Origin of the sequence: Corynebacterium matruchotii, from assembly GCF_011612265.2 — a bacterium.
Classification (GTDB): Bacteria; Actinomycetota; Actinomycetes; order Mycobacteriales; family Mycobacteriaceae; genus Corynebacterium; species Corynebacterium matruchotii.
In genome coordinates, this window is the sequence record NZ_CP050134.2 from 1,430,065 (window position 1) to 1,448,401 (window position 18,337).

The 18,337-nt window shown below is 58.9% G+C and carries 20 protein-coding genes and 2 pseudogenes; 7 read left to right on the plus strand and 15 right to left on the minus strand.

Going from position 1 to position 18,337, the window contains the following annotated elements; translation table 11 throughout:
- Nucleotides 1-36: 36 nt before the first annotated feature.
- Complete coding sequence (locus HBA49_RS06475) at nucleotides 37-564, minus strand: hypothetical protein (protein WP_112767194.1); 528 nt, start codon at nucleotides 562-564, stop codon at nucleotides 37-39.
- A gap of 405 nt (nucleotides 565-969) precedes the next feature.
- On the opposite strand from HBA49_RS06475, the gene HBA49_RS06480 reads away from it, so the two are divergent.
- Nucleotides 970-1,794, plus strand: a complete 825-nt coding sequence (locus HBA49_RS06480) for a helix-turn-helix domain-containing protein (RefSeq protein ID WP_005527381.1) — start codon at nucleotides 970-972, stop codon at nucleotides 1,792-1,794.
- Between the two features lie 5 nt (nucleotides 1,795-1,799).
- On the opposite strand, the gene HBA49_RS06485 is transcribed toward HBA49_RS06480, so the two are convergent.
- Nucleotides 1,800-2,597, minus strand: coding sequence for a DNA methyltransferase (locus tag HBA49_RS06485; RefSeq protein ID WP_005527519.1), 798 nt, complete (start codon nucleotides 2,595-2,597; stop codon nucleotides 1,800-1,802).
- Nucleotides 2,598-2,773: 176 nt separating this feature from the next.
- Between HBA49_RS06485 and HBA49_RS06490 the strand changes: the two genes are divergently transcribed.
- Nucleotides 2,774-3,391, plus strand: a complete 618-nt coding sequence (locus HBA49_RS06490) for a glucose-1-phosphate adenylyltransferase (protein ID WP_208634960.1) — start codon at nucleotides 2,774-2,776, stop codon at nucleotides 3,389-3,391.
- A gap of 31 nt (nucleotides 3,392-3,422) precedes the next feature.
- Here the strand turns inward: HBA49_RS06490 and HBA49_RS06495 are convergent, their stop codons facing one another.
- The 9 genes and pseudogenes from HBA49_RS06495 to HBA49_RS13225 form a co-directional block, all read right to left on the minus strand.
- Entirely contained in the window at nucleotides 3,423-3,998 is a 576-nt protein-coding gene (locus tag HBA49_RS06495; RefSeq protein WP_005522984.1) for a TetR/AcrR family transcriptional regulator, read from the minus strand.
- A 10-nt stretch (nucleotides 3,999-4,008) separates the two neighbouring features.
- Nucleotides 4,009-4,740 (minus strand): ABC transporter permease, encoded by a 732-nt coding sequence (locus HBA49_RS06500; RefSeq protein ID WP_005527174.1) that lies wholly within the window; start codon nucleotides 4,738-4,740, stop codon nucleotides 4,009-4,011.
- Between the two features lie 11 nt (nucleotides 4,741-4,751).
- Nucleotides 4,752-5,468, minus strand: coding sequence for an ABC transporter ATP-binding protein (locus HBA49_RS06505; RefSeq protein WP_005522987.1), 717 nt, complete (start codon nucleotides 5,466-5,468; stop codon nucleotides 4,752-4,754).
- A gap of 99 nt (nucleotides 5,469-5,567) precedes the next feature.
- Nucleotides 5,568-6,050, minus strand: a complete 483-nt coding sequence (gene coaD / locus HBA49_RS06510; protein ID WP_005527512.1) for a pantetheine-phosphate adenylyltransferase — start codon at nucleotides 6,048-6,050, stop codon at nucleotides 5,568-5,570.
- Nucleotides 6,051-6,053: 3 nt separating this feature from the next.
- The gene (gene rsmD, locus HBA49_RS06515) at nucleotides 6,054-6,635 is read right to left on the minus strand and encodes a 16S rRNA (guanine(966)-N(2))-methyltransferase RsmD (RefSeq protein ID WP_005527522.1); all 582 of its coding nucleotides are present in this window, start codon (nucleotides 6,633-6,635) and stop codon (nucleotides 6,054-6,056) included.
- Between the two features lie 6 nt (nucleotides 6,636-6,641).
- On the minus strand, nucleotides 6,642-6,887 hold the full coding sequence (locus HBA49_RS06520; protein ID WP_005527051.1) for a biotin/lipoyl-containing protein: 246 nt from the start codon (nucleotides 6,885-6,887) through the stop codon (nucleotides 6,642-6,644).
- A 43-nt stretch (nucleotides 6,888-6,930) separates the two neighbouring features.
- Entirely contained in the window at nucleotides 6,931-9,066 is a 2,136-nt protein-coding gene (locus HBA49_RS06525; RefSeq protein WP_005527226.1) for an ATP-dependent DNA helicase RecG, read from the minus strand.
- A 2-nt stretch (nucleotides 9,067-9,068) separates the two neighbouring features.
- On the minus strand, nucleotides 9,069-10,025 hold the full coding sequence (locus HBA49_RS13220) for a hypothetical protein (protein WP_244248363.1): 957 nt from the start codon (nucleotides 10,023-10,025) through the stop codon (nucleotides 9,069-9,071).
- Between the two features lie 314 nt (nucleotides 10,026-10,339).
- Nucleotides 10,340-10,744: pseudogene (locus HBA49_RS13225) on the minus strand (DAK2 domain-containing protein); the annotation flags it as partial.
- Here HBA49_RS13225 and HBA49_RS13230 point away from each other — a divergent pair.
- Nucleotides 10,743-10,892 carry a hypothetical protein gene (locus HBA49_RS13230; protein WP_425267531.1) on the plus strand — a complete coding sequence of 50 codons (150 nt, stop codon included), beginning with the start codon at nucleotides 10,743-10,745 and terminating at the stop codon, nucleotides 10,890-10,892. The pseudogene HBA49_RS13225 and the gene HBA49_RS13230 overlap by 2 nt on opposite strands.
- Before the next feature lies 1 nt (nucleotide 10,893).
- On the opposite strand, the gene HBA49_RS06535 is transcribed toward HBA49_RS13230, so the two are convergent.
- Entirely contained in the window at nucleotides 10,894-11,646 is a 753-nt protein-coding gene (locus HBA49_RS06535) for a uracil-DNA glycosylase (RefSeq protein WP_005527365.1), read from the minus strand.
- Nucleotides 11,647-11,649: 3 nt separating this feature from the next.
- Complete coding sequence (locus HBA49_RS06540; protein WP_208634949.1) at nucleotides 11,650-12,711, minus strand: thiamine-phosphate kinase; 1,062 nt, start codon at nucleotides 12,709-12,711, stop codon at nucleotides 11,650-11,652.
- Between HBA49_RS06540 and HBA49_RS06545 the strand changes: the two genes are divergently transcribed.
- From HBA49_RS06545 to HBA49_RS12975, 3 genes and pseudogenes are all read left to right on the plus strand, one after another.
- On the plus strand, nucleotides 12,706-13,653 hold the full coding sequence (locus tag HBA49_RS06545; RefSeq protein ID WP_040432213.1) for a DUF3515 domain-containing protein: 948 nt from the start codon (nucleotides 12,706-12,708) through the stop codon (nucleotides 13,651-13,653). The genes HBA49_RS06540 and HBA49_RS06545 overlap by 6 nt on opposite strands.
- A 111-nt stretch (nucleotides 13,654-13,764) precedes the next feature.
- The gene (locus HBA49_RS06550; protein WP_005527223.1) at nucleotides 13,765-14,727 is read left to right on the plus strand and encodes an SPFH domain-containing protein; all 963 of its coding nucleotides are present in this window, start codon (nucleotides 13,765-13,767) and stop codon (nucleotides 14,725-14,727) included.
- Between the two features lie 3 nt (nucleotides 14,728-14,730).
- Nucleotides 14,731-14,933: pseudogene (locus tag HBA49_RS12975) on the plus strand (type II toxin-antitoxin system antitoxin).
- Between the two features lie 12 nt (nucleotides 14,934-14,945).
- Here the strand turns inward: HBA49_RS12975 and HBA49_RS06555 are convergent.
- Together HBA49_RS06555 and HBA49_RS06560 are read right to left on the minus strand one after the other, a co-directional pair.
- The gene (locus HBA49_RS06555) at nucleotides 14,946-16,016 is read right to left on the minus strand and encodes a D-alanine--D-alanine ligase family protein (RefSeq protein ID WP_005527087.1); all 1,071 of its coding nucleotides are present in this window, start codon (nucleotides 16,014-16,016) and stop codon (nucleotides 14,946-14,948) included.
- Between the two features lie 64 nt (nucleotides 16,017-16,080).
- Nucleotides 16,081-17,106, minus strand: coding sequence for an NAD(P)H-dependent glycerol-3-phosphate dehydrogenase (locus tag HBA49_RS06560; protein WP_005527238.1), 1,026 nt, complete (start codon nucleotides 17,104-17,106; stop codon nucleotides 16,081-16,083).
- Between the two features lie 191 nt (nucleotides 17,107-17,297).
- Here HBA49_RS06560 and HBA49_RS06565 point away from each other — a divergent pair, with 191 nt between their 5' ends.
- Nucleotides 17,298-18,323 carry an NUDIX hydrolase gene (locus HBA49_RS06565; protein ID WP_050773728.1) on the plus strand — a complete coding sequence of 342 codons (1,026 nt, stop codon included), beginning with the start codon at nucleotides 17,298-17,300 and terminating at the stop codon, nucleotides 18,321-18,323.
- Nucleotides 18,324-18,337 lie beyond the last annotated feature (14 nt).

The window sequence follows — 18,337 nt, forward strand, 5'->3', positions numbered from 1 at the left end:
GCGCCGCTTAGTTTAGCCGGTGAGGGTTGTGTGGTTTTAGTATTTGTTGCTGATGTCTGTTTGGGGGAAGCCGCAGCCTTCGCGTAGTGATTTTAGTTCTTGGTGGATGTTTTGTAGGTCTGTTTGGATTCTGTGTACTGGGGTTTTGGGTTTCGCGGTGCCAAAGAGTAGTACAGCGTTGAGTTCGAAGATGTCGCTGTAGTGGGTTGGTTTTTTGTACCCGTCGGTGTAGCTGATTTTGATTGTGGTTTTGGCGGGGATTCCTTCTGCGGAGACATCGAATTTGCCGTTTTCGTTGGGGAACCAGAACAGCATTGTTATTTCGTAGCCTGGGACCCAGGTTTGGATTGGCTCGCCGAGGAGTCGTTGCCGGATGATGTCGAGTGGGTTTTGGTGCCATGCTGGGTTTTTTGTTGGGGCGGCGGTTTTTTCTGGTGGTGGTTTGGGAAGGTCGGGAATAAATTCAAATTTTACATTGTGGGCAATTGTTTGCCCTGGGTTGGAGATTACTAATTCTGCGCAAGAGAAGGGATCTTCGGCCATGCGTAGATGGGCCTGCATCATGGGCCGGATTCGCTGCTTCTCGAATTCTTTCGTTTGGCGAGATGGCGGTGATTAATGTTCCGAAGGCAAAGATCGCCAGGATAATGTTCATAATCTGACTAAAATCCATGCTCATCATGATAGATCATTTTCCTAAATAAGTAATGACGAGACTTATTCAATACTGCTCGGGTTAGGGATGCTGTGGCTGAGGTCTTTTGGGCTATTATTTTTTGCGCCCCAGTAGCCCAATTGGCAGAGGCAATGGATTCAAAACCTGTCCAGTGCGAGTTCAAATCTCACCTGGGGCACTTGTTATCCCCCACTGTTGCCGGCGTTTGTGCTGTTAAACTGGGGAGAAAGATCACATAATGAGTAAAGTGTCGTTATAATCTAAAAAATCCCATTTTGGGATATTGCTGGTTGATGGCTGATGTTTATTTTATGCATTCCATCGCTCATGTCATTGCAGGATTCCGAGAGGAAGCAGCCCTCACCCAATCCCAACTTGCACAACGACTGGGAAAACCTCAGTCTTTTATTTCGAAGTTGGAAAGTGGAGAACGGTCGTTACGCGTTGAGGAATTGCCGCAAATTGCACAAAGTCTAGGGGTTTCACCACTTCGTATTGTTACTCGAATGCTTGGATTACGCAGTGTGCTTGATGATTGGGATATGGATGAAATAGATTTTACTAAATTGATTCTGGATAATCCTTCCATGCGGGGCCTTGTGCTTGGGTATGCGGCTGAATTCATGTTCTGTAAGAAATATCTTGATGCTCGTACAGATATTATGAGTGTGAAAGATGATGATCATGACCGAAAAAAGAAAGGAGATCGACGACTTTGGTATCAGGAAAAAGAGCTTATTATTGAGGTAAAATCCATCCAAACCAATTCTGTCAGGTTACTTCAAGAAAATCCACGATTACTCAGGGGTGGCACCCAAGTGGATGCTTCTGACAGACGTAGGGTAGATTTTTCCGATGGGACTTCACTCGATACAACATGTTTACTTGTTGGTGAATTTGATATTCTTGCAGTAAACTGCCGTCCTTTTACCGATAATTGGGATTTTGCTTTTGCTCTCAATGTGGATTTGGAACGTAGTTCTTATAAAAAGTATTCTCCGTTGCAGCAATCCAAGCTCATCAAATCAATGCAATATCTTACTTGGCCTTTAAAAGCAGATGGCATATTCACTACTGATTTTCAAGATGTGCTGGATCGCGCATGGAAAATAAAGTAATTCACCTATTTTGAAGAGGCACCACGGCGTCGCTTAGGCCGCGGTTTGATGAATACAAGGAAATAAGAATGGTTTTTCCGGGCATGGACTTGTTTTTTCACTCGGGAGATTCCAGCTTTATTGGTTCGGGTGACGACAAAGAGATCTTTGGCGTAAAAACCGTAGTTGGCGTATTCATTGATGATTTCTACATGTGTTAACCATTGCTTATTTGCGGATACTTCGTCTTGACATTTGACGATAAGGACACCGTTGTCTTTAAGAACTCGCCATGCTTCTCGCCCGGCGCGGAAATATAGGTCGGTGACTGCCGCATGCCATTTGGGTGGTGGGGTGCCATTATCTCCGGGAAGAGTGGATTCGGTGCCATTGCTGTAGTAGTCACGAAATCCTGCGTGTGTTCCGGTACCGGCACTGCTGGTTTTATTGGCTCGCAGTAAACCTTCCATGTAGGGCGGGTCTAAAACAACTGCGTCTAGGGAGGCATCATCATAGGGGAGATCACGGCAATCTACTCCGGTAGCAAGATCTGTGGCCAGTAATGTGTAGTTGTCGAGGTTAACGTTGCGCCAAAACACTCCTTTTCCATAGGTGACATCTGCAATGGTGGCGCCTTCTGGGACGTGGAGCGCAAGGATGTTGGGGAATACGTCACTATTTCCTGACCGGTAGGAGGAGAAAATCACATCGCTGCGGGTTTCGCCTCCTTGGGTGCGTTGTGATTTGTTTTTCGATGGCGTTTCGGCAACTTCCACGCCAAATATGTCGAGGACAGGGTGTGTTTCTTGTTGCGATTGAGCCATGATTATGAATGTTACCGGAATTATTGTTGCAGAAAGATTCCGGGTTCTTCTTTTATTTCACGCCGCTCCCCCGCTGATTGTGCAGTAAAACACCCATTAATCAGATTAGCTGCCTGCTGGTTGGCGGTATTATTTAAGGTGTTTTGTTCAGCATCCGTTGTGTAGGGAGCAGTCTCGTGGCTAAGCATTTCGAATTTACTGGTGATGAGCGTGTGTTTGAGGGGGTGACGGTGCACCGGATTCGCGCGCTTGTCGATTTGCCGGAGCTTAATGTTGTAGCTGGTGATGTTGGGGGTTGGGTGGAGTCGGAGGATAATGTGTCGGATTCTGCTTGGGTCATGGGTGAGGCTGTGGTGTGTCAGGATGCGCGGGTCATGGATTCCGCGGTGGTTTCGGGTAGTGCGGTGGTTTCGGGGCAGGCCAAGGTGTCTGGTTCGGTGGTGGTGACGGATAATGCCCAGGTGACCGATGGTGCGAAGGTTTCGGGTAGCGCGGTGGTTTCGGGGCAGTCACAGGTGCGGGGGAAGGCGAAGGTGAATGGTTCGGTGACAATTATGGATAATGCGCAGGTGCGTGATGATGTGGAGATTAGCGGCAAGGTGAAGTTTTTGGGGAATGCGCAGGTGTTTGGTTCAGCGTTGATTTCGGGTTCGTGTCGTATTGAGGATGATGCGCAGGTGTTTGAGCATGCGGAGTTGTATGGTCGGGTGCGGGTGAAGGATCGGGCGCAGGTGCACGGGAGCGCGGTGGTGTATGGCAAGGTGAAGATTAAGGGGAAGTCGAACGTGCACTGATTTGTTGCTTGTCGACGCCCTCCCGGTGGGGTTAGGTCAGGTCGCCGTCGATGTAGCGTTGGAGGGTGGGGCCTACTGTTTTGACGAGGGTTTCGGTGTCGAGGCTGGCCATGGGTTCCATGCCAATGAGGTATCGGGTGGTGGCCACACCGGAGATTTGGCTAACGAGGAGGGCGATGCGGGTTTCCCGGTGGGGGTCGTCTGGGTCCAGGATGTGTTCTGAGAGCGGCAGGATAGCGTCGGAGATGATGGACCAGGTGGCGGTGGCGTTGCTGGCGATGGCGTGCCGGAGGGCGGCGAGGTAGGATTGGCCCGCCGGGGAGGTCCAGAGGATTTCGGCGTAGCGGATGATGCTTTCCCCTAGTTGTTCCCGGGGGGTGGTGGTGAGCATGGTGGTTACTTCGTCCATGTTGATGGTGTAGGTAACAACGGCGTAGAAGAGTTTTTCTTTGCCTCCGAAGTAGTGGTTGATGAGTGCTGCGTCCACGCCGGCGGCGGCAGCTATTTTGCGGACGCTTACTCGGTCGTAGGCGGCGGCGGCGAAGAGTTCCCGCGCCGCTCGGATGATTCGGGCCCGGGTTTGGTCGCCTTTGCTTGTTTTCGCCATACCCCAAGTATTACTTGGTGGTCCGCCGCATCGTCAATGAGGATGCGTACAAGGCCACAATGATGAGGATGATGAGCCCGCCGATGTAGCGCCATACGCTGGTATCGAGGGTGTCGGTGGTGGTAATGGTGCGGACTACTTCAACCGCCCAGGTCATGGGGAGGATTCGGGCGATGGTTTCGAGGATGTTGGGCATCGCTTCGAGGGGGATGAAGAGGCCGCAGAGCAGGAGTTGGGGTGCGATAAAGACGGGCATGAATTGGACGGCCTGGAATTCGGAGCGGGCGAGGGCGCTGGCGAAAAGGCCGAGGGATACGCCGAGGAAGGCGTCGAGAAGCGCGATAACCAGCAGCATGGGCCAGGGGCCGGTGATGTCAACGTTGAAGGGGCCGAGCACCATGAAGCAGAGGATGCCGGCCTGGATGAGCCCGAGTACGCCGAAGACGATGGCGTAGGACACCATGAGATTGATGGTGTTGATGGGGGTGGTGAGGATGCGTTCGAGGGTGCCGGTGGTGCGTTCGCGGAGCATAGCAACTGAGGTGATGAGGAACATCATGGTCAGTGGCAGTATGGCGAGCATGGTGGGCCCGATGCGGTCGAAGGGGGATGCTGGTACTTCGTGGAATTCGTAGTAGAGCAGGCTCAGTAGGACGACTGGGACGATGAGGATGAGGGCGATGGTGCGTTTGTCTGCTTTGAGTTGTTGGGCGATTCGGATGGTGGTGGCGAAATGTTTCATGATGACCCCAGTTATGAATTGTTCGCAATGTAAGCGAGGAAGGCGGCTTCCGGGTTGGTGGTGTGGGTTTCTTGTTGGATCGTGTCGATGGGTGCGTGGGCGAGGATGCGGCCGCGGCGCATGAGGATCACGTTGTCGCAGTGGTTGGCTTCGTCGAGGACGTGGCTGGAGACCATGATGGTGATGCCGGTGTCGGCGAGTTGGCGGAATACTTCCCATAGGGATTTGCGGGTGACGGGGTCGAGGCCGACGGTGGGTTCGTCGAGGATGAGCACTTGTGGGTGGGCGACGAGGGCGCAGGCGAGGCTCACGCGGCTGGCTTGGCCGCCGGATAGGTTTTCTACCAGGGTGGTGCGGTAGTCGGTGAGGCCCACGGTTTCGAGCACGTTGTCGTAGTCGGTTGCGCCGTAGAGTCGGGCGAAGTAGGTGATGTTGGCCATGACGGTGAGGTCACGGTAGATGCTGAGGTTTTGGGTGGCGTAGGCGACGGTGGTGCGTAGTTGTGCGCTGCCGGCGGGTTGGCCCAGGATGGTGATGGTGCCGCTGGTGATGCGTTGGCTGCCCACGATGGCGCGGATGAGGGTGGTTTTGCCGCACCCGGAGGGGCCGAGCAGCCCGGTAATGCTGCCTTTGTCGAGGGTGAAGGTGAGTCCGTGAAGGATGTGGTTTTTGGCGCGGGTGATATGGAGGTCGGCGACTTCCACCGCGGCGGTGGTTCGTGCACTCATACCACCACCATAATTCAACAAGTGTTGAATTTGCAATGCTGTGAAGCTTTTCGACGGCTAAAGAATAAGGCAATGCCCACTTCAGGGCGTCGTAAAGCGTTAACCACTCAATTTCTTCTGAATTGCCTCCTCCACATCGGGGGGCAGCACATCATGGATATCGCCGCCGTATTTAATGACCTCTTTGCACAGCGTGGACGACACGTGGCCGTATTTCGGATTGGTCATGAAAAACATGGTGTCCACCCCCGACAGACTGCGATTCATCTGCGCCATCGGCACCTCATACTCATAATCCAGCGCCGACCGCAGCCCCTTGACGATCACCCCAATATCATGCTTGGTGGTGTAATCCACCAACAGGCCACCCCACCAATCCACCGTCACATTGGGCAAATCGGCCACCGCTTTTTCCGCCAATTCCACCCGCTCGGAAATACTAAACAACCCGGATGGCTTATTGGGATTCCCCGTCACCAACACCACCATCTCGTCGAACTGTTGTGCGGCTCGGCGGAAAATATCGACATGCCCCATCGTGATCGGATCAAACGACCCCGGGCACACGGCACGATGAACCATCGGTTACTCCTCTCCCCCATCATCAGCCGAAAACACCGCCATGTCCATGCGCGCAATACCAAACGTGCGCTTTTTCAGCTTCTGCGGCGTCGGCGTATACCCCGCCGGCCACTCGGTGTGCGGCGAATCCCGATGCCGCTCCACCACCACCGCGGCCCCATCGACCAGCAACGGCCGCAACGCCTCAAGCATCTCCACCACCGTCTCCGGGGCCAAATCGTAGGGTGGATCCGCCAACACCATATCGAAATACTTCCGGGGCGCCTGCGCCACATACGCCGATGCCGCCATCTGCATCACCTGCACATTCGGGTGCCCCACCGCCTCGGCGTTCCGCCGAATCACCGCACACGTGTGCGGATCCGACTCCACCAGCACCACCTCGGCAGCGCCCCGGGAGGCCGCCTCTAACCCCAACGCTCCCGAACCGGCAAACAAATCCAACACCACAGCGTCCTGAAACCCAAACCGCACCTGCAGCGACGAAAACAGCCCCTCCTTCGCCCGATCCGACGTCGGGCGGGTCCCCTCCGACGGCACCTGCAGCTTCCTGCCCCGGGCCTCACCGGAAATAATGCGCGTCATCCCCATTTACTTCCCCTCCCCCACCAACGTTGCCGGCTCCGAACCATCCGCGAGCTCCACCAATGCCTGGCCGCCCACCACATCACCGAAATCGGCGACGCTCAACTCCACCACCACGCCCGGCCCCGGCGCGATCACGGCAGCTTCGAGTTTGGTGGCTTCGACGCTTGCGAGTTTTTGTCCGGTGGTAACGGTGTCACCGGCTGCGACATGGTAGTGCACAATGCCGGCGAAGGGGGCATAGATTTTCATGGGGACTACCCTAGCAAACCGGTGGTGGGGTTTCGGTAATGGGTTAGGATTTGTCCAGGTAGTCTTGGGTGATGTCGTCGATGCCGGCGATGAGTTGGCGGGCTAGGTCAAGGTTGTGGGCGACAATGTTTTTGGCGTCGCGGTTGGCCCGGTTGATGAGGCCTATGTCGCGGGCGAGGTTGAGGAAGGCGATTTTGCGGTTGGTGCCGGATTGGCTGGTGCCTAATACGTCGCCTTCGTGGCGTTGGATGAGGTCGATTTCGGCGACTTGGAAGCCGTCGGTGGTGGCGGCCATTTGCCATATGCGTTTGTCGGCGGGGGTGCCGCGTTCGGCGGTGTGGTGGAAGAAGCAGATGGAGTCATATCCGCCGCGTCCGACGCGGCCGCGGAGTTGGTGGAGTTGGGAGACGCCGAGGTTTTCGGATTCGCGGATCATGATGATGGTGGCGTTGGGGACGTCGATGCCGACTTCGATGACGGTGGTGGCTATGAGGATGTCGAGGTCGCCGTTGGCGAATTGGCGCATGGTGGTGTCTTTGTCGGCGTCTTTGAGTTGGCCGTGGAGGAGGCCGATGCGGTAGTTTTTGAATTCGGTTTCGCTGAGGTGTTGGTGGGTTTCGAGTACGCCGCCGGGGCCGTTGATTCGGGGGCAGACGATGTAGATTTGGTGGCCTTGGTGGATGTGTTCGCGCATGACTTCGTAGGCGCGGGTGGTGTATTTGGGGAGGTATTCGGGGACGACGTAGCTTTTGATGGGTCGGCGGCCGCCGGGGAGTTCGTTGAGGGTGGAGTGGTTGAGGTCGCCGAAGAAGGTCATGGCGATGGTGCGGGGTATGGGGGTGGCGGTCATGACGAGGAGGTGGGGGGTGGTGTGGTTTTTGCCTTTGGTGCGGAGGCTGTCGCGTTGTTCGACGCCGAAGCGGTGTTGTTCGTCGATGATGACGAGTCCGAGGTCATAGAATTCGACGGTGTCTTGGATGAGGGCGTGGGTGCCGATGATGATGTTGGCGTCGCCGGAGATGATGGCGAGGAGGGCGTGGTTTTTTTGGGTGGGGGTCATGTCGCCGGTGAGGGTGGTGATGGTGAGGTTGATGCCGGCGTTGGTGAGGAGTTCGGTGAGGCTGTGTCCGTGTTGGTGGGCGAGGACGGAGGTGGGGGCGAGGAGGGCGCATTGTTTGCCGTTTTCGACGGCTTGGAGCATGGCTATGAGGGCGATGATGGTTTTGCCGGAGCCGACTTCGCCTTGGAGGAGGCGTTGCATGGGGTGGGGGGAGTTGAGGTCGGTGGCGATGGTGTTGATGATGGTTTGTTGGCCGGTGGTGAGGGTGTATGGGAGGTTGTTGATGAGGGTTTCGCGGTGGTGGGGGGCGCCGGTGGGGTGGGGGCTTAGTGGGGTGGCGTGGCGGGTGGTGGTGTCGTGGCGGCGGATTTCCATGACGAGGGCGAGGGCGAGGGCTTCGTTGTAGGCGAGGCGGTGGCGGTAGGTGTAGGCGTTGGTGCCGTCTTGGTGGATGCCGCGGAGTGCGCGGTCGAAGGTGGGGAGGTCGGGGGGCGTGAAGGGGCCGAGGGGGTCGGGTATGGGGTTGGTGTGGTCAAGGATGTGGTGGATGGCGCCGAGGATGCGCCAGGTGGTGATGCGTTGGCGGGCTGGGTAGATGGGGATGGCGGGTAGGCTGGTGAGGAAGTTGCTGATGTCGGTGTCGTTGCCGTAGGCGGTGAGTTGTTTGAGGGCGCCGGTGCTGGTGGGGTGGGGGGTGTTGAGGAGGAGGAAGTCGGGGTGTTGGAGTTGGGGGGCGCCGCGGTAGGTTTTGATTTTTCCGGTGAAGATGGCGGTGGTGCCGCGGGTGAGGGTGCGTTCGCACCAGGCGGCTTGGTGGGGTTTGGCGTGGAAGAAGGTGGCTTTGATGAGTTCGTTGGTGGTTTGGATGGTGATGGTGTAGATGGTGGTGGTTTTTTTGGTGTGGATGGTGGCGGTGTGGATGATTTCGCCGATGCAGGTTACTATGTCGCCGTCGTTTGCTTGGTTAAGGAAGGGGGTGTCGTTGTGGGTGGCGTAGGCGCGGGGGTAGTGGGTGAGGAGTTCTTTGGCGGTGGTGTAGCCGAGGGTGGTGCGAATAGTTTTGGCTTCTTTTTCGGGGAGGAGGTCTGTGAGTTTGCGGTTGTCTTCCCAGTTGAGCATGGTTATTCGACTCCGATTTCGGCGAGGGATCCGAGGTTTTGGGTGCGGTAGGTGATGATTTCTACGCCGTGGAATTTGGGTAGGTCGCTGGCGGAGAATTCGGGGGCGGTTTCGTCGATGAGGATGGTGATGCGGCGGGTGGTGGGGTCGATGAGGGTGGTGAGGGTGTGGGATATTGCTTGGTGGAGGCTGGTGGTGGTGCAGAGGGTGGTGGGGTGGCGGTTTTTGTCGTTGGTGATGGCGTGGATTTCGGTGGTGGTGGGGTCGGTGATGATTCGGGCGGTGCGGGTGGCTTGGGCGGCTTCGCCCATGGTGTAGGCGTCGACGGCGAGGGGTTGGGTGTTGTTGCAGGCGGCGAGGGCGGCGAGTCCGCGGATGATGGTGCCGGTGGGGACGATGGTGAGTGCTTGTTCGAAGGCGTGGCTGGAGCGTTCGATGCTGGCGAGTTGGTGGGTGGTGAGCATGCCGTTGGGCAGGAGGATGATTTCGGTGGCGCCGCTGGCGCGGGCGGCTGCGGCGATGTCGAGGACAATGTCGTCGCCGGGGTTGATGGTGAGTGCTCCGGCGGATTGGTAGAGGTGGGTGATGAGTCCGGTGGGGGTGAGTGCGAGGATGATGCGGTGGTTGGTGGTGGTGGCTTCGGGGAGGGCTTCGATGTGGAGGTTGGTGATTTTTCCGAGGTGGTGGGCGGTTTCGATGACGGTTCCGGCTTGGTGGGTGTGGATGTGGACGCTGGCGGAGTGGGGGCTGATGGGGGCGATGATGAAGCTGTCGCCGAGGGGTTGGAGTTGGTCGCGGACGTGGTTGAGGTCGGCGTTTTGGATGAAGAACATGACTTCGAGGTAGTCGACGCGGGGGCGGGTAGTTTCGGTTGGGACGGTGGGGTTAGCGTTGGTGGTGGTGTGGGGTTTTTGCTGGTTGTGGGTGGGGTGTCGATGGTGGGTGGTTGGTGGTTCCAAAGGCGGGCGAGTTGGGTGGGTTGGCCGAAGGGACTGCGGGGTTTGGGTGGGGTTTTTCCCTGTTGTGGCTGCTCGGTAGGGTTGGATTTGGTGTTGGTGGGGGCGGTGATGCGGGTGGCGCCGAGGAGTTGGGTGAACATGTCGACGCTTCCGGGGGCTGCCGTCCCCACCACTTTAATCGAAAGTGCTTTCGGTTTTGGTGGTTGGAAGCTGGGGTTGGTGCTGGTTTCTATGGTGCCGCCGCTTACTTCGTCGAGCATGGTTTCGAGGAGGAGGACGAGGCCTTGGGCGCCGGCGTCGACTACTCCGGCGTCGCGGAGGACGGCGAGTTGGGAGGGGGTGTTGGCCAGGGCGATGGCGGCGGCAGTGGTGGCGGCGGTGAGCACGTCGATAAGCGAGTCGGTGGGGGCTTGGTTCGCGGCGATGGCGGCAGCCCGCAGGACGGTGACGACGGTGCCTTCGACTGGTTCGATAATGGCGTGGTGGACGAATTTATTGGCCGTGGTGAGTGCTTGTTGCACGGTGCGTCCGGTGATGCGGTCGGAGACTGCGGATTGGGCGAGCCCGCGGAGGACTTGGCTCAGCACCATGCCGGAGTTGCCGCGGGCGCCTTTCACCGCACCAACGGCAATGGCCGCGGTGAGTTTGGTGATATCGCATTGGTGGGCTGCCGGGAGGTTATTCACCTCGGCGAGGGCGGCTTCCATGGTGTGGGCCATGTTTGAGCCGGTGTCGGCGTCGGGGACGGGGAAAACGTTGAGTTTGTTGATTTCGGCGCGGCGGGCGACCAGTTCAGCGACGGCCCGGGTGAGCCACCTATGCAACGCGGGCCCGTCCAAATACTCAACGTTTACCATAGAAAAGTAGTCTACAACGCCCAGTTGACTTGCGGAGCACCCAGCTTTCCGAGGTAATAGTTTGCGGTGGTAAATGGGCGGGAGCCGAAAAAGCCCCGGCTGGCGGACAATGGGGACGGGTGCACGGACTTTATCTGTTTCACATTGGGGTGCCCGGAAAGAAGGGGGCTGAGGGATTGGGCGTCTTTACCCCAGAGGATGGCGACGAGTGGAGTGCCCCGATTCACGAGGGAGGTGATGACATGGTCGGTGATTTTTTCCCACCCTTTTTTCCTGTGAGAGCCGGCCCCGCCGGTTTGGGCGCGGACGGAGAGGACTCGGTTGAGCAGCATGACGCCCTGGTCGCTCCAGGCGCTGAGATCACCGTTTCTGGGCCGATCGACGCCGAGATCGGATTGGAGTTCGGCGAAAATATTCACCAGGCTTTTGGCCAGGGGTTTCACCTCGGGGCGGAGGGAGAACGATAGGCCCATGGCGTGGCCCGGGGTGGGGTATGGGTCTTGGCCGACGATGAGGACGGTCACTTTATCGAAGGGGTAACGGAAGGCCCGCCACCGGTCTTCCTCCGGGGGCGCAATGGTGTAGCCGGCGGCCTGTTCGGCGGCGAGGAAGTCTCCCATGGCATTAATGTCGGGGGCGATGGGGGCGAGAACTTGCCGCCAGGAGTCGTCAATGTTGAGGGTGGAGAAATAGTCCCCATTGGTGGTCAGTGGTTGGTGCGCACTGGAAAACAGGTCTTCTTGCTGGTTGAACTGGTTAGTCATCGGTCAGTAGCTTTCCCATCCGTAGGTGTAGGGGGGTGCTGCCCTATCAAGGGTGACGGCACCCATGGAGTTATGTCGAACCACTGTACCAATTTCTACGAATCCGGTGGGTGGTGGGCCGAACGTTGTACCAATAAACGTGTGATCTTCCCCACCAGACAAAATGAACTCCCACGGGTCGGCCCCTACCAGCTCAGCGGCCCGCACAAGCAGATCATCAGGTTGCAGGGCGGCGGAATCCAGGTTGATGGTGACGGCAGATTTTTTCGCCATAACATACAGGTCGTGGACGAGCCCGTCGGAATTGTCGGTCATGGCCGTCACCCCGGCGGAACGGGCCACGAACCCGCGGCCGGGGGTCAAAATGGTGGAGCAGTGGGCGCGAAGCATCGGGTCGAATTCGGCCGGAACACCCGCGCGACCGAATTCTTTCAGCAGCGCATAGCCAGCGGCGGAATATCCAATGTGCCCGGAGGCGACGAGGATTTGGCCGGGCCGGGCCTGGTCGAGCCGGAGCGGCGGGAGGGAACCACCAAGTTGGCCGATACCGGTGACCGCAATGGTGATCCGATCATTGTCGGTGACGTCACCGCCCACGAGTTCCGCATCATAGTCGGTGACCCGTTCGTTGATACCGCGGGCCAGGTCGGCGACAAATTCCAGCGGGGTGTCCCCCGGGGCGCTGAGGGCGAGCAGGGCCGCGATGGGCCGGGCCCCCATGGCTTCCACATCGGCGAAGTTTTGGGTGATGGCTTTCCGCCCAATCTCGGCAGGGTGAGACCAGTCACGGCGAAAATGGCGGCCTTCGACCAGGGTGTCGGTGGTAATCACGGTGCGGGAGTTCGGGGCGGCATGGTCGAGGACCGCCGCATCGTCACCATTCCGGGTGCTGGGGGCGTGGGCGACAATAGCGGTAATGACTGCCTGTTCACCGACGTCGGCAAGTGTGGGGTTGGGGTTTTTACGATGCGTGTCACGAACATCATCCTTGCAGTCTTCAATATCACATATTGTTGGGGTACCTTGGGCCCAGTTTTTCCGCAGATTACACTGATCTCCATGCATGATGCGAATGAGGGTATCAATAAGGTTCCTATTATTATCGCCCTAGTATTGGCGATACTTTTGGTTGTGGGGGTAATCGTGGGGGCACGAGTGGTGGCGGAGCGGGCGCATCAAACACCGGTAGCGATCGCCGAGGTGGATTCTCCTGCGGCAGATTCGTCGGAATGCGGGGATTTCATCGCGGCCATGCCCACAACGGTGATCGGGCTGCGGCGGGCGGTGATTGCCGACCCCGCCCCGGCCGGGGTGGCGGTGTGGCAGAAAACCGCGAGCCGGCAAATCACCGTGCGGTGCGGGGTGGCGGCGCCCGCACAACTCACGGACCTGTCGCAGCTTGAGGAGGTTGCGGGAACGAAATGGTTACAGGTGGCAGACACCACTCCCGGCTCAACACTGCAAACATGGTACACAACAGATCGGGATAAAGTGGTGGCGGTCACGGCCGACGGGGAAGCACTGCAGTCACATTCCATGCCGGAAGTAATCACCACATTTTCCGATGCGCTGGCAGCGCTCCCCGCGGGTTCGGCGAACCGGTCACCGATCCCCCTATCGGAGCTACCCGCGGCCGAGGGGGAGGACACGTCGAAATGCAACGGGCTACTCTCCACCCTGCCGGCCACGATTGATGCTGGCGGAACCCAGTATTCGCGGGCGAAACAGCCGTCCGGGGCGCCGAAGTTAGCGGCGTGGACCGCGCCGGGGGCGGAACCCATCGTGGTGCGGTGCGGTGTGGAGTTCCCAACAACCTATGAGGCGGGGGCCCGATTATCGCAAGTCAATGACACACCCTGGTTTGAGGACACCACATTAGGCAATGGGACCACCGCATCCGTGTGGTACGCGGTGGATGCGCACCCGGTGGTAGTGCTCTCCGCCCCACAGGCGGCCGCGCAGTCCGCATTAGTGCAGGTGAGTGCGGCAATCCGGTCAAAACTCTAGTCGCAGCCTGCGCATGCTTGACGACGCCGAAACGAGCAAGGTCTTGAAAAAGTGATATCACATTAATATAATGTGATATCAGATTAATTCTTCGCTTGTTAGGAGCCCCCAATGTCCACACCAGACATCACCGCCACCCCGGTTGGCCACAGCGGCACCGCTGTCGACATCACCGAACGCAAATCCTGGTCCGGAGGAGGCGGACTCGCCACCATCATCATCCTCATCAGCATCATCCTCATCGCCCCCGCAATTTTCCTCATCGGCTCCACCGCCCCCAAACTCGACGCAGGCACCATCAGCGTCCCCCTGGGTGTTGCGCTCATACTGGCCGGCGCCTGCTGCTTCATCCTCAGCCTTCTCGGGCTCACCAGCATACGCATCATCAGCCCCGGCGAAACCCGAGTCATCCAATTCTTCGGACGCTACATCGGCACCATCCGCCACACCGGACTCCGAGCCATCCCCCCACTCAGCAACCCCACCAAAGTCAGCATCAAAGTCCGCAACTTTGAAACCAACACCATCAAAGTCAACGACCTCAACGGCAACCCCATCAACATCGGCGCTATCGTCGTCTGGCAGGTCGCCGACACCGCCAAAGCCACCTTCGCCGTAGAAAACGTCGACGACTTCATCCACTCCCAAGCCGAATCCGCCCTCCGGCACGTCGCAACCACCCACCCCTACGACTCCACCGACACCACCACCATCCCCTCACTCTCCGGGTCCACCGACATTGTTTCCGCCGAACTTGCCGAGGAAGTCGCAGCCCGCGCCACCATCGCCGGCCTGGAAATCATCGAAACCCGCATCTCCAGCTTGGCCTACGCCCCCGAAATCGCCCAATCCATGCTGCAACGCCAACAAGCAGCCGCCATCGTCGACGCCCGCGAAACCATTGTTGACGGCGCCGTATCCATGGTAGAAACCGCCCTCAGCCAACTCGACGAACGAGACATCGTCGACCTCGACCCGGAACGCCGCGCCACCATGGTCTCTAACCTGCTCGTGGTATTGTGTTCGGACAACAATGCCCAACCCGTCATCAACACCGGATCCCTCTACACCTAAACCATGCCCCGAAAAAGCGTGCCGCTTCGCATCGACCCAGCCGTCTACAACGCCATAGCCGCCTGGGCCAACCAGGAAATGCGCAGCGTCAATGCCCAAATAGAGGTGATGTTGCGCGAAAACCTCCGCAAAGCCGGCCGCCTCCCCAAAGACACCGGGAAATCCCCAAACGCGGCCGGCCTAAAAACCCCAAATCACAAACCTAGCCAAACACTCCCCTACGCCAACGCCCGAGCAATCAGCGTATCCAACAACTCGGCATACGGCACCCCCGATGCCGCAAACACCTGCGGATACATCGAAATCGGCGTGAACCCAGGCATGGTGTTCACCTCATTGAGCACCGGCCCGGCCTGGGTCACAAAGAAATCCACCCGGGCCAACCCGGAACACTGCAACGCCTGAAACGCCTCCCGGGCAAGCGACTGAATCAGCCGCGTCGCCGCGTCGTCAAGCGGGGCCGGAATCATCGCCGAAACATCACCATCAACATATTTCGCATCAAACCCATAAAACCCCTCATGGCCCACCGACGTGTTCACCAACTGCGCCGGCACCGACGCCACCACCGTGCCATCCGGGTACTCCAACACCCCACACTCCACCTCGTCACCGATGATCTCTGACTCCACAATCACCTTCGTGTCATACTGACGAGCCTCACGCAACGCCGCATCCATGTCCTCCCACCGGGTCACCCGGCTAATCCCAATCGACGAACCACCCCGAGCCGGCTTCACATACACCGGCAACCCCAACAACTGACAATCAGCCTGGGTGAGTGTCTCCTCCCCCCGCAAAATGACTTCCTTCCCCACCGGCAGCCCCTCAGCAGCCAACAGCTTCTTCGTGTACTCCTTATCCATGCCGCACGCCGACGACAACACCCCCGTGCCCACATACGGAACCCCCGACAATTCAAACAACCCCTGAATCGTCCCGTCTTCCCCATACAACCCATGCAACACGGGGAAAATCACATCCACCGTCACATGCTCCGAACCGTCCGCAAACCGGAACTGCCCCCGGCGCGCCGGGTCGGCGGCGAGGGATACTTCTTTGGTGAGGGTGACGGTTGGCATGGCCCCGTTTGTGCTGCGGAGTTTCTCCGGGTCGGACTCCCCCACTGTCCAGGTGCCTTGTTGGGTGATGCCGATGGGGTACAGCTCGTATTTTTCCGGGTCGAGGTGGCTCATGATGGCGCCGGCTGAGATGCAGGAGACGGAGTGTTCGGAACTCCGGCCGCCGTAGATGATTGCAATTTTAATCGGTTTAGTAGTCAGACTCACGGTATTTTACTGTACCAGTTGCCTAGGGCCTGCCGTTTGGGTTACCTGGGGTTTTCTTGTGGGGTTATTCGGATTTTTTGGTGCGGCCCATGAGTGCTGCCACCATGTCGATGACGGCGAGCCCTTGGTGGCATACGCCGTAGACGGCCTGGGTGATGGGCATTTCGACGTTGTGGGTGTGGGCGAGGGCGTTGATGGCGGCGGAGGAGGTGACGCCTTCGGCGACTTGGCCGTTGGTTGCTTGGGTGGCTTCTTTGAGGGTGCCGCCTTGACCGAGTCGGTAGCCGAAGGTGCGGTTTCTGGAGAGGGGTGAGGAGCAGGTGGCTACGAGGTCGCCGAGGCCGGCGAGGCCGGCGAAGGTGCGGGGGTCGGCGCCCATGGCGGTGCCGAGGCGGGTGATTTCGGCAAGGCCTCGGGTGATGAGGGAGGCGAGGGTGTTTTCGCCGAGTCCGTTGCCGGAGGCCATGCCGCAGGCGAGGGCGATGACGTTTTTGCAGGCGCCGCCGATTTCGGCGCCGATAACATCGGTGTTGGTGTAGGGGCGGAAGTAGGGGGCGCCGACGGCTGCTTGGACTTGTTTGGCGCGGTGCTCGTCGGTGCAGGCGATAACGGTGGCCGCGGGTTGTTGGAGGGCGATTTCTTTAGCGAGGTTGGGGCCGGAGAGGACGGCGATGCGGCTGGGGTCGGCGCCGGCGACGTCGGCGATGACTTGGCTCATGCGGAGGAAAGTGTCGGTTTCGATGCCTTTGGCGAGGCTGACGAGGGTGGCGTCTGTGGGGATGTGGGGTGCCCAGGTGGCGAGGTTGTCTCTGAGGGTTTGGCTAGGTACTGCGAGGACGACGATGGTGGCGCCGGCCAGGGCGTGGGTGGGGTTGGTGGTGGCGGTGAGGGTGGTGGGTAGTTGGATTCCAGGGAGGTAGTCGGGGTTGTGGTGGTGGGTGTTGATGGTGTCGGCTATTTGGGGGCGGCGGGCCCAGATGGTGACGGTGCTGCCGGCGTCGGCGAAGACTTTGGCGAGGGTGGTGCCCCAGGAGCCGGCGCCCATGACTGCGATGTGTTCTGGTGTGTGGTGGTTTGTGGTGTGTGGCACGGTTGTGTCCTTGGTTGTTTGTGAGGTTTTGCGTTTTGGTGGTGGGGTTGGTGAAAGGTTTCTTTAAAAGATTAGCCTAGTGGTGTTTGGGTGTTGGGGTGGGTTTGGTATGGGGCCGGGTTGGGGTTTTGGTGGTGGGCGTTTTACGGTGAGGGGTAGTTCATTGTTGTTTTTCCGCGTAAAAGTGAAGGATGGTTGTTGTGGCTGGTCGGGGTTTTCCGCAGGGTGTGGTTGGTCGGTTTCAGGTGGTGCCGGCGGATCCGGGGTCGGGGTTTGCCCGCCCAGTGTTGGCGGCAGGGGCAGTGTTGTGGCGGTGGGCCGCGAGTGCCGATGGCGCCGCGGATGCCGCTGGTGGGAGGCAGGTGTTTGCGTGTGTGCACCGGCCGGGGTATGACGATTGGTCGTTAGCGAAAGGAAAGGTAGATGCGGGGGAATCGTTGCCGGTGACGGCGGTGCGGGAGGTTGGTGAGGAGACGGGTTTTGCGGTGCGGTTAGGGAAGCTGATAGGCCATGTGACGTACCCGCTGCCCGATACAATGTCTGGGGGGAAGGGGCCTCGGACGAAGGTGGTGTATTACTGGGTTGCTGAGGTTATTGGTGGGCAGTTTGTGCCGAATGATGAGGTGGATGAGGTTCGGTGGTTGTCGGCGGATACGGCGCGGGAGTTGTTGTCGTATGACACGGACCGGCTGGTGTTGGCGAAGGCAGTAAAGCGGCTTACTGCGGCGCCGGTGACGTCGCGGGTGTTGTTGGTGCGGCATGCGAAAGCGGCCCGCCCTGAGGGGGTGCCGGATGAGAAGCGGCCGTTGACCGCTAAGGGGGTGCGGCAGGCGAAGGCGTTGGCGTCGATGTTGGCGCCGTATGGGCCGACGGCGGTGTTTGCGGCGGAGCCGGATCGGTGTGTTGCGACCGCTGCCCCGCTGGCGGATGCGGTGGGGGTGCCGGTGGTGACGGATTCCCGGTTGGGGGATGCGAGTTGGTGCGCGCAGTTGGTGGCGTCGCAGGCGCGGGTGTCGGAGATTATCGGTTTGGGTGGGACGAGTGTGATTGTGTCGCAGGGGTTGATGATTCCCGATGTGGTGGCGTGGTTGTCGGCGCGGGGCACGCTGCCGATTGATTCGCCGGTGGCGAAGAAGGCGAGCGTGTGGGTGTTGTCGTTTACCGATGGGGCGCTAACTGGCGCGGATTATTTAGAATCGCCGCTAGCGGTGTTGTAGTGTGCTTGACGACG

Coding starts and splice junctions, on each gene's coding strand:
- HBA49_RS06520 (WP_005527051.1), bottom strand. CDS start 6,887: ATGAAAATCTATGCCCCCTTCGCCGGCATTGTGCACTACCATGTCGCA.
- HBA49_RS06545 (WP_040432213.1), top strand. CDS start 12,706: ATGCATGATGCGAATGAGGGTATCAATAAGGTTCCTATTATTATCGCC.
- HBA49_RS06550 (WP_005527223.1), top strand. CDS start 13,765: ATGTCCACACCAGACATCACCGCCACCCCGGTTGGCCACAGCGGCACC.
- HBA49_RS06495 (WP_005522984.1), bottom strand. CDS start 3,998: ATGGCGAAAACAAGCAAAGGCGACCAAACCCGGGCCCGAATCATCCGA.
- HBA49_RS06565 (WP_050773728.1), top strand. CDS start 17,298: ATGGTTGTTGTGGCTGGTCGGGGTTTTCCGCAGGGTGTGGTTGGTCGG.
- HBA49_RS06525 (WP_005527226.1), bottom strand. CDS start 9,066: ATGCTCAACTGGGAAGACAACCGCAAACTCACAGACCTCCTCCCCGAA.
- HBA49_RS06540 (WP_208634949.1), bottom strand. CDS start 12,711: ATGCATGGAGATCAGTGTAATCTGCGGAAAAACTGGGCCCAAGGTACC.
- HBA49_RS13230 (WP_425267531.1), top strand. CDS start 10,743: ATGTTTGAGCCGGTGTCGGCGTCGGGGACGGGGAAAACGTTGAGTTTG.
- HBA49_RS06500 (WP_005527174.1), bottom strand. CDS start 4,740: ATGAAACATTTCGCCACCACCATCCGAATCGCCCAACAACTCAAAGCA.
- HBA49_RS06480 (WP_005527381.1), top strand. CDS start 970: ATGGCTGATGTTTATTTTATGCATTCCATCGCTCATGTCATTGCAGGA.
- HBA49_RS06485 (WP_005527519.1), bottom strand. CDS start 2,597: ATGGCTCAATCGCAACAAGAAACACACCCTGTCCTCGACATATTTGGC.
- coaD (WP_005527512.1), bottom strand. CDS start 6,050: ATGGTTCATCGTGCCGTGTGCCCGGGGTCGTTTGATCCGATCACGATG.
- rsmD (WP_005527522.1), bottom strand. CDS start 6,635: ATGACGCGCATTATTTCCGGTGAGGCCCGGGGCAGGAAGCTGCAGGTG.
- HBA49_RS06535 (WP_005527365.1), bottom strand. CDS start 11,646: ATGACTAACCAGTTCAACCAGCAAGAAGACCTGTTTTCCAGTGCGCAC.
- HBA49_RS06505 (WP_005522987.1), bottom strand. CDS start 5,468: ATGAGTGCACGAACCACCGCCGCGGTGGAAGTCGCCGACCTCCATATC.
- HBA49_RS06475 (WP_112767194.1), bottom strand. CDS start 564: ATGATGCAGGCCCATCTACGCATGGCCGAAGATCCCTTCTCTTGCGCA.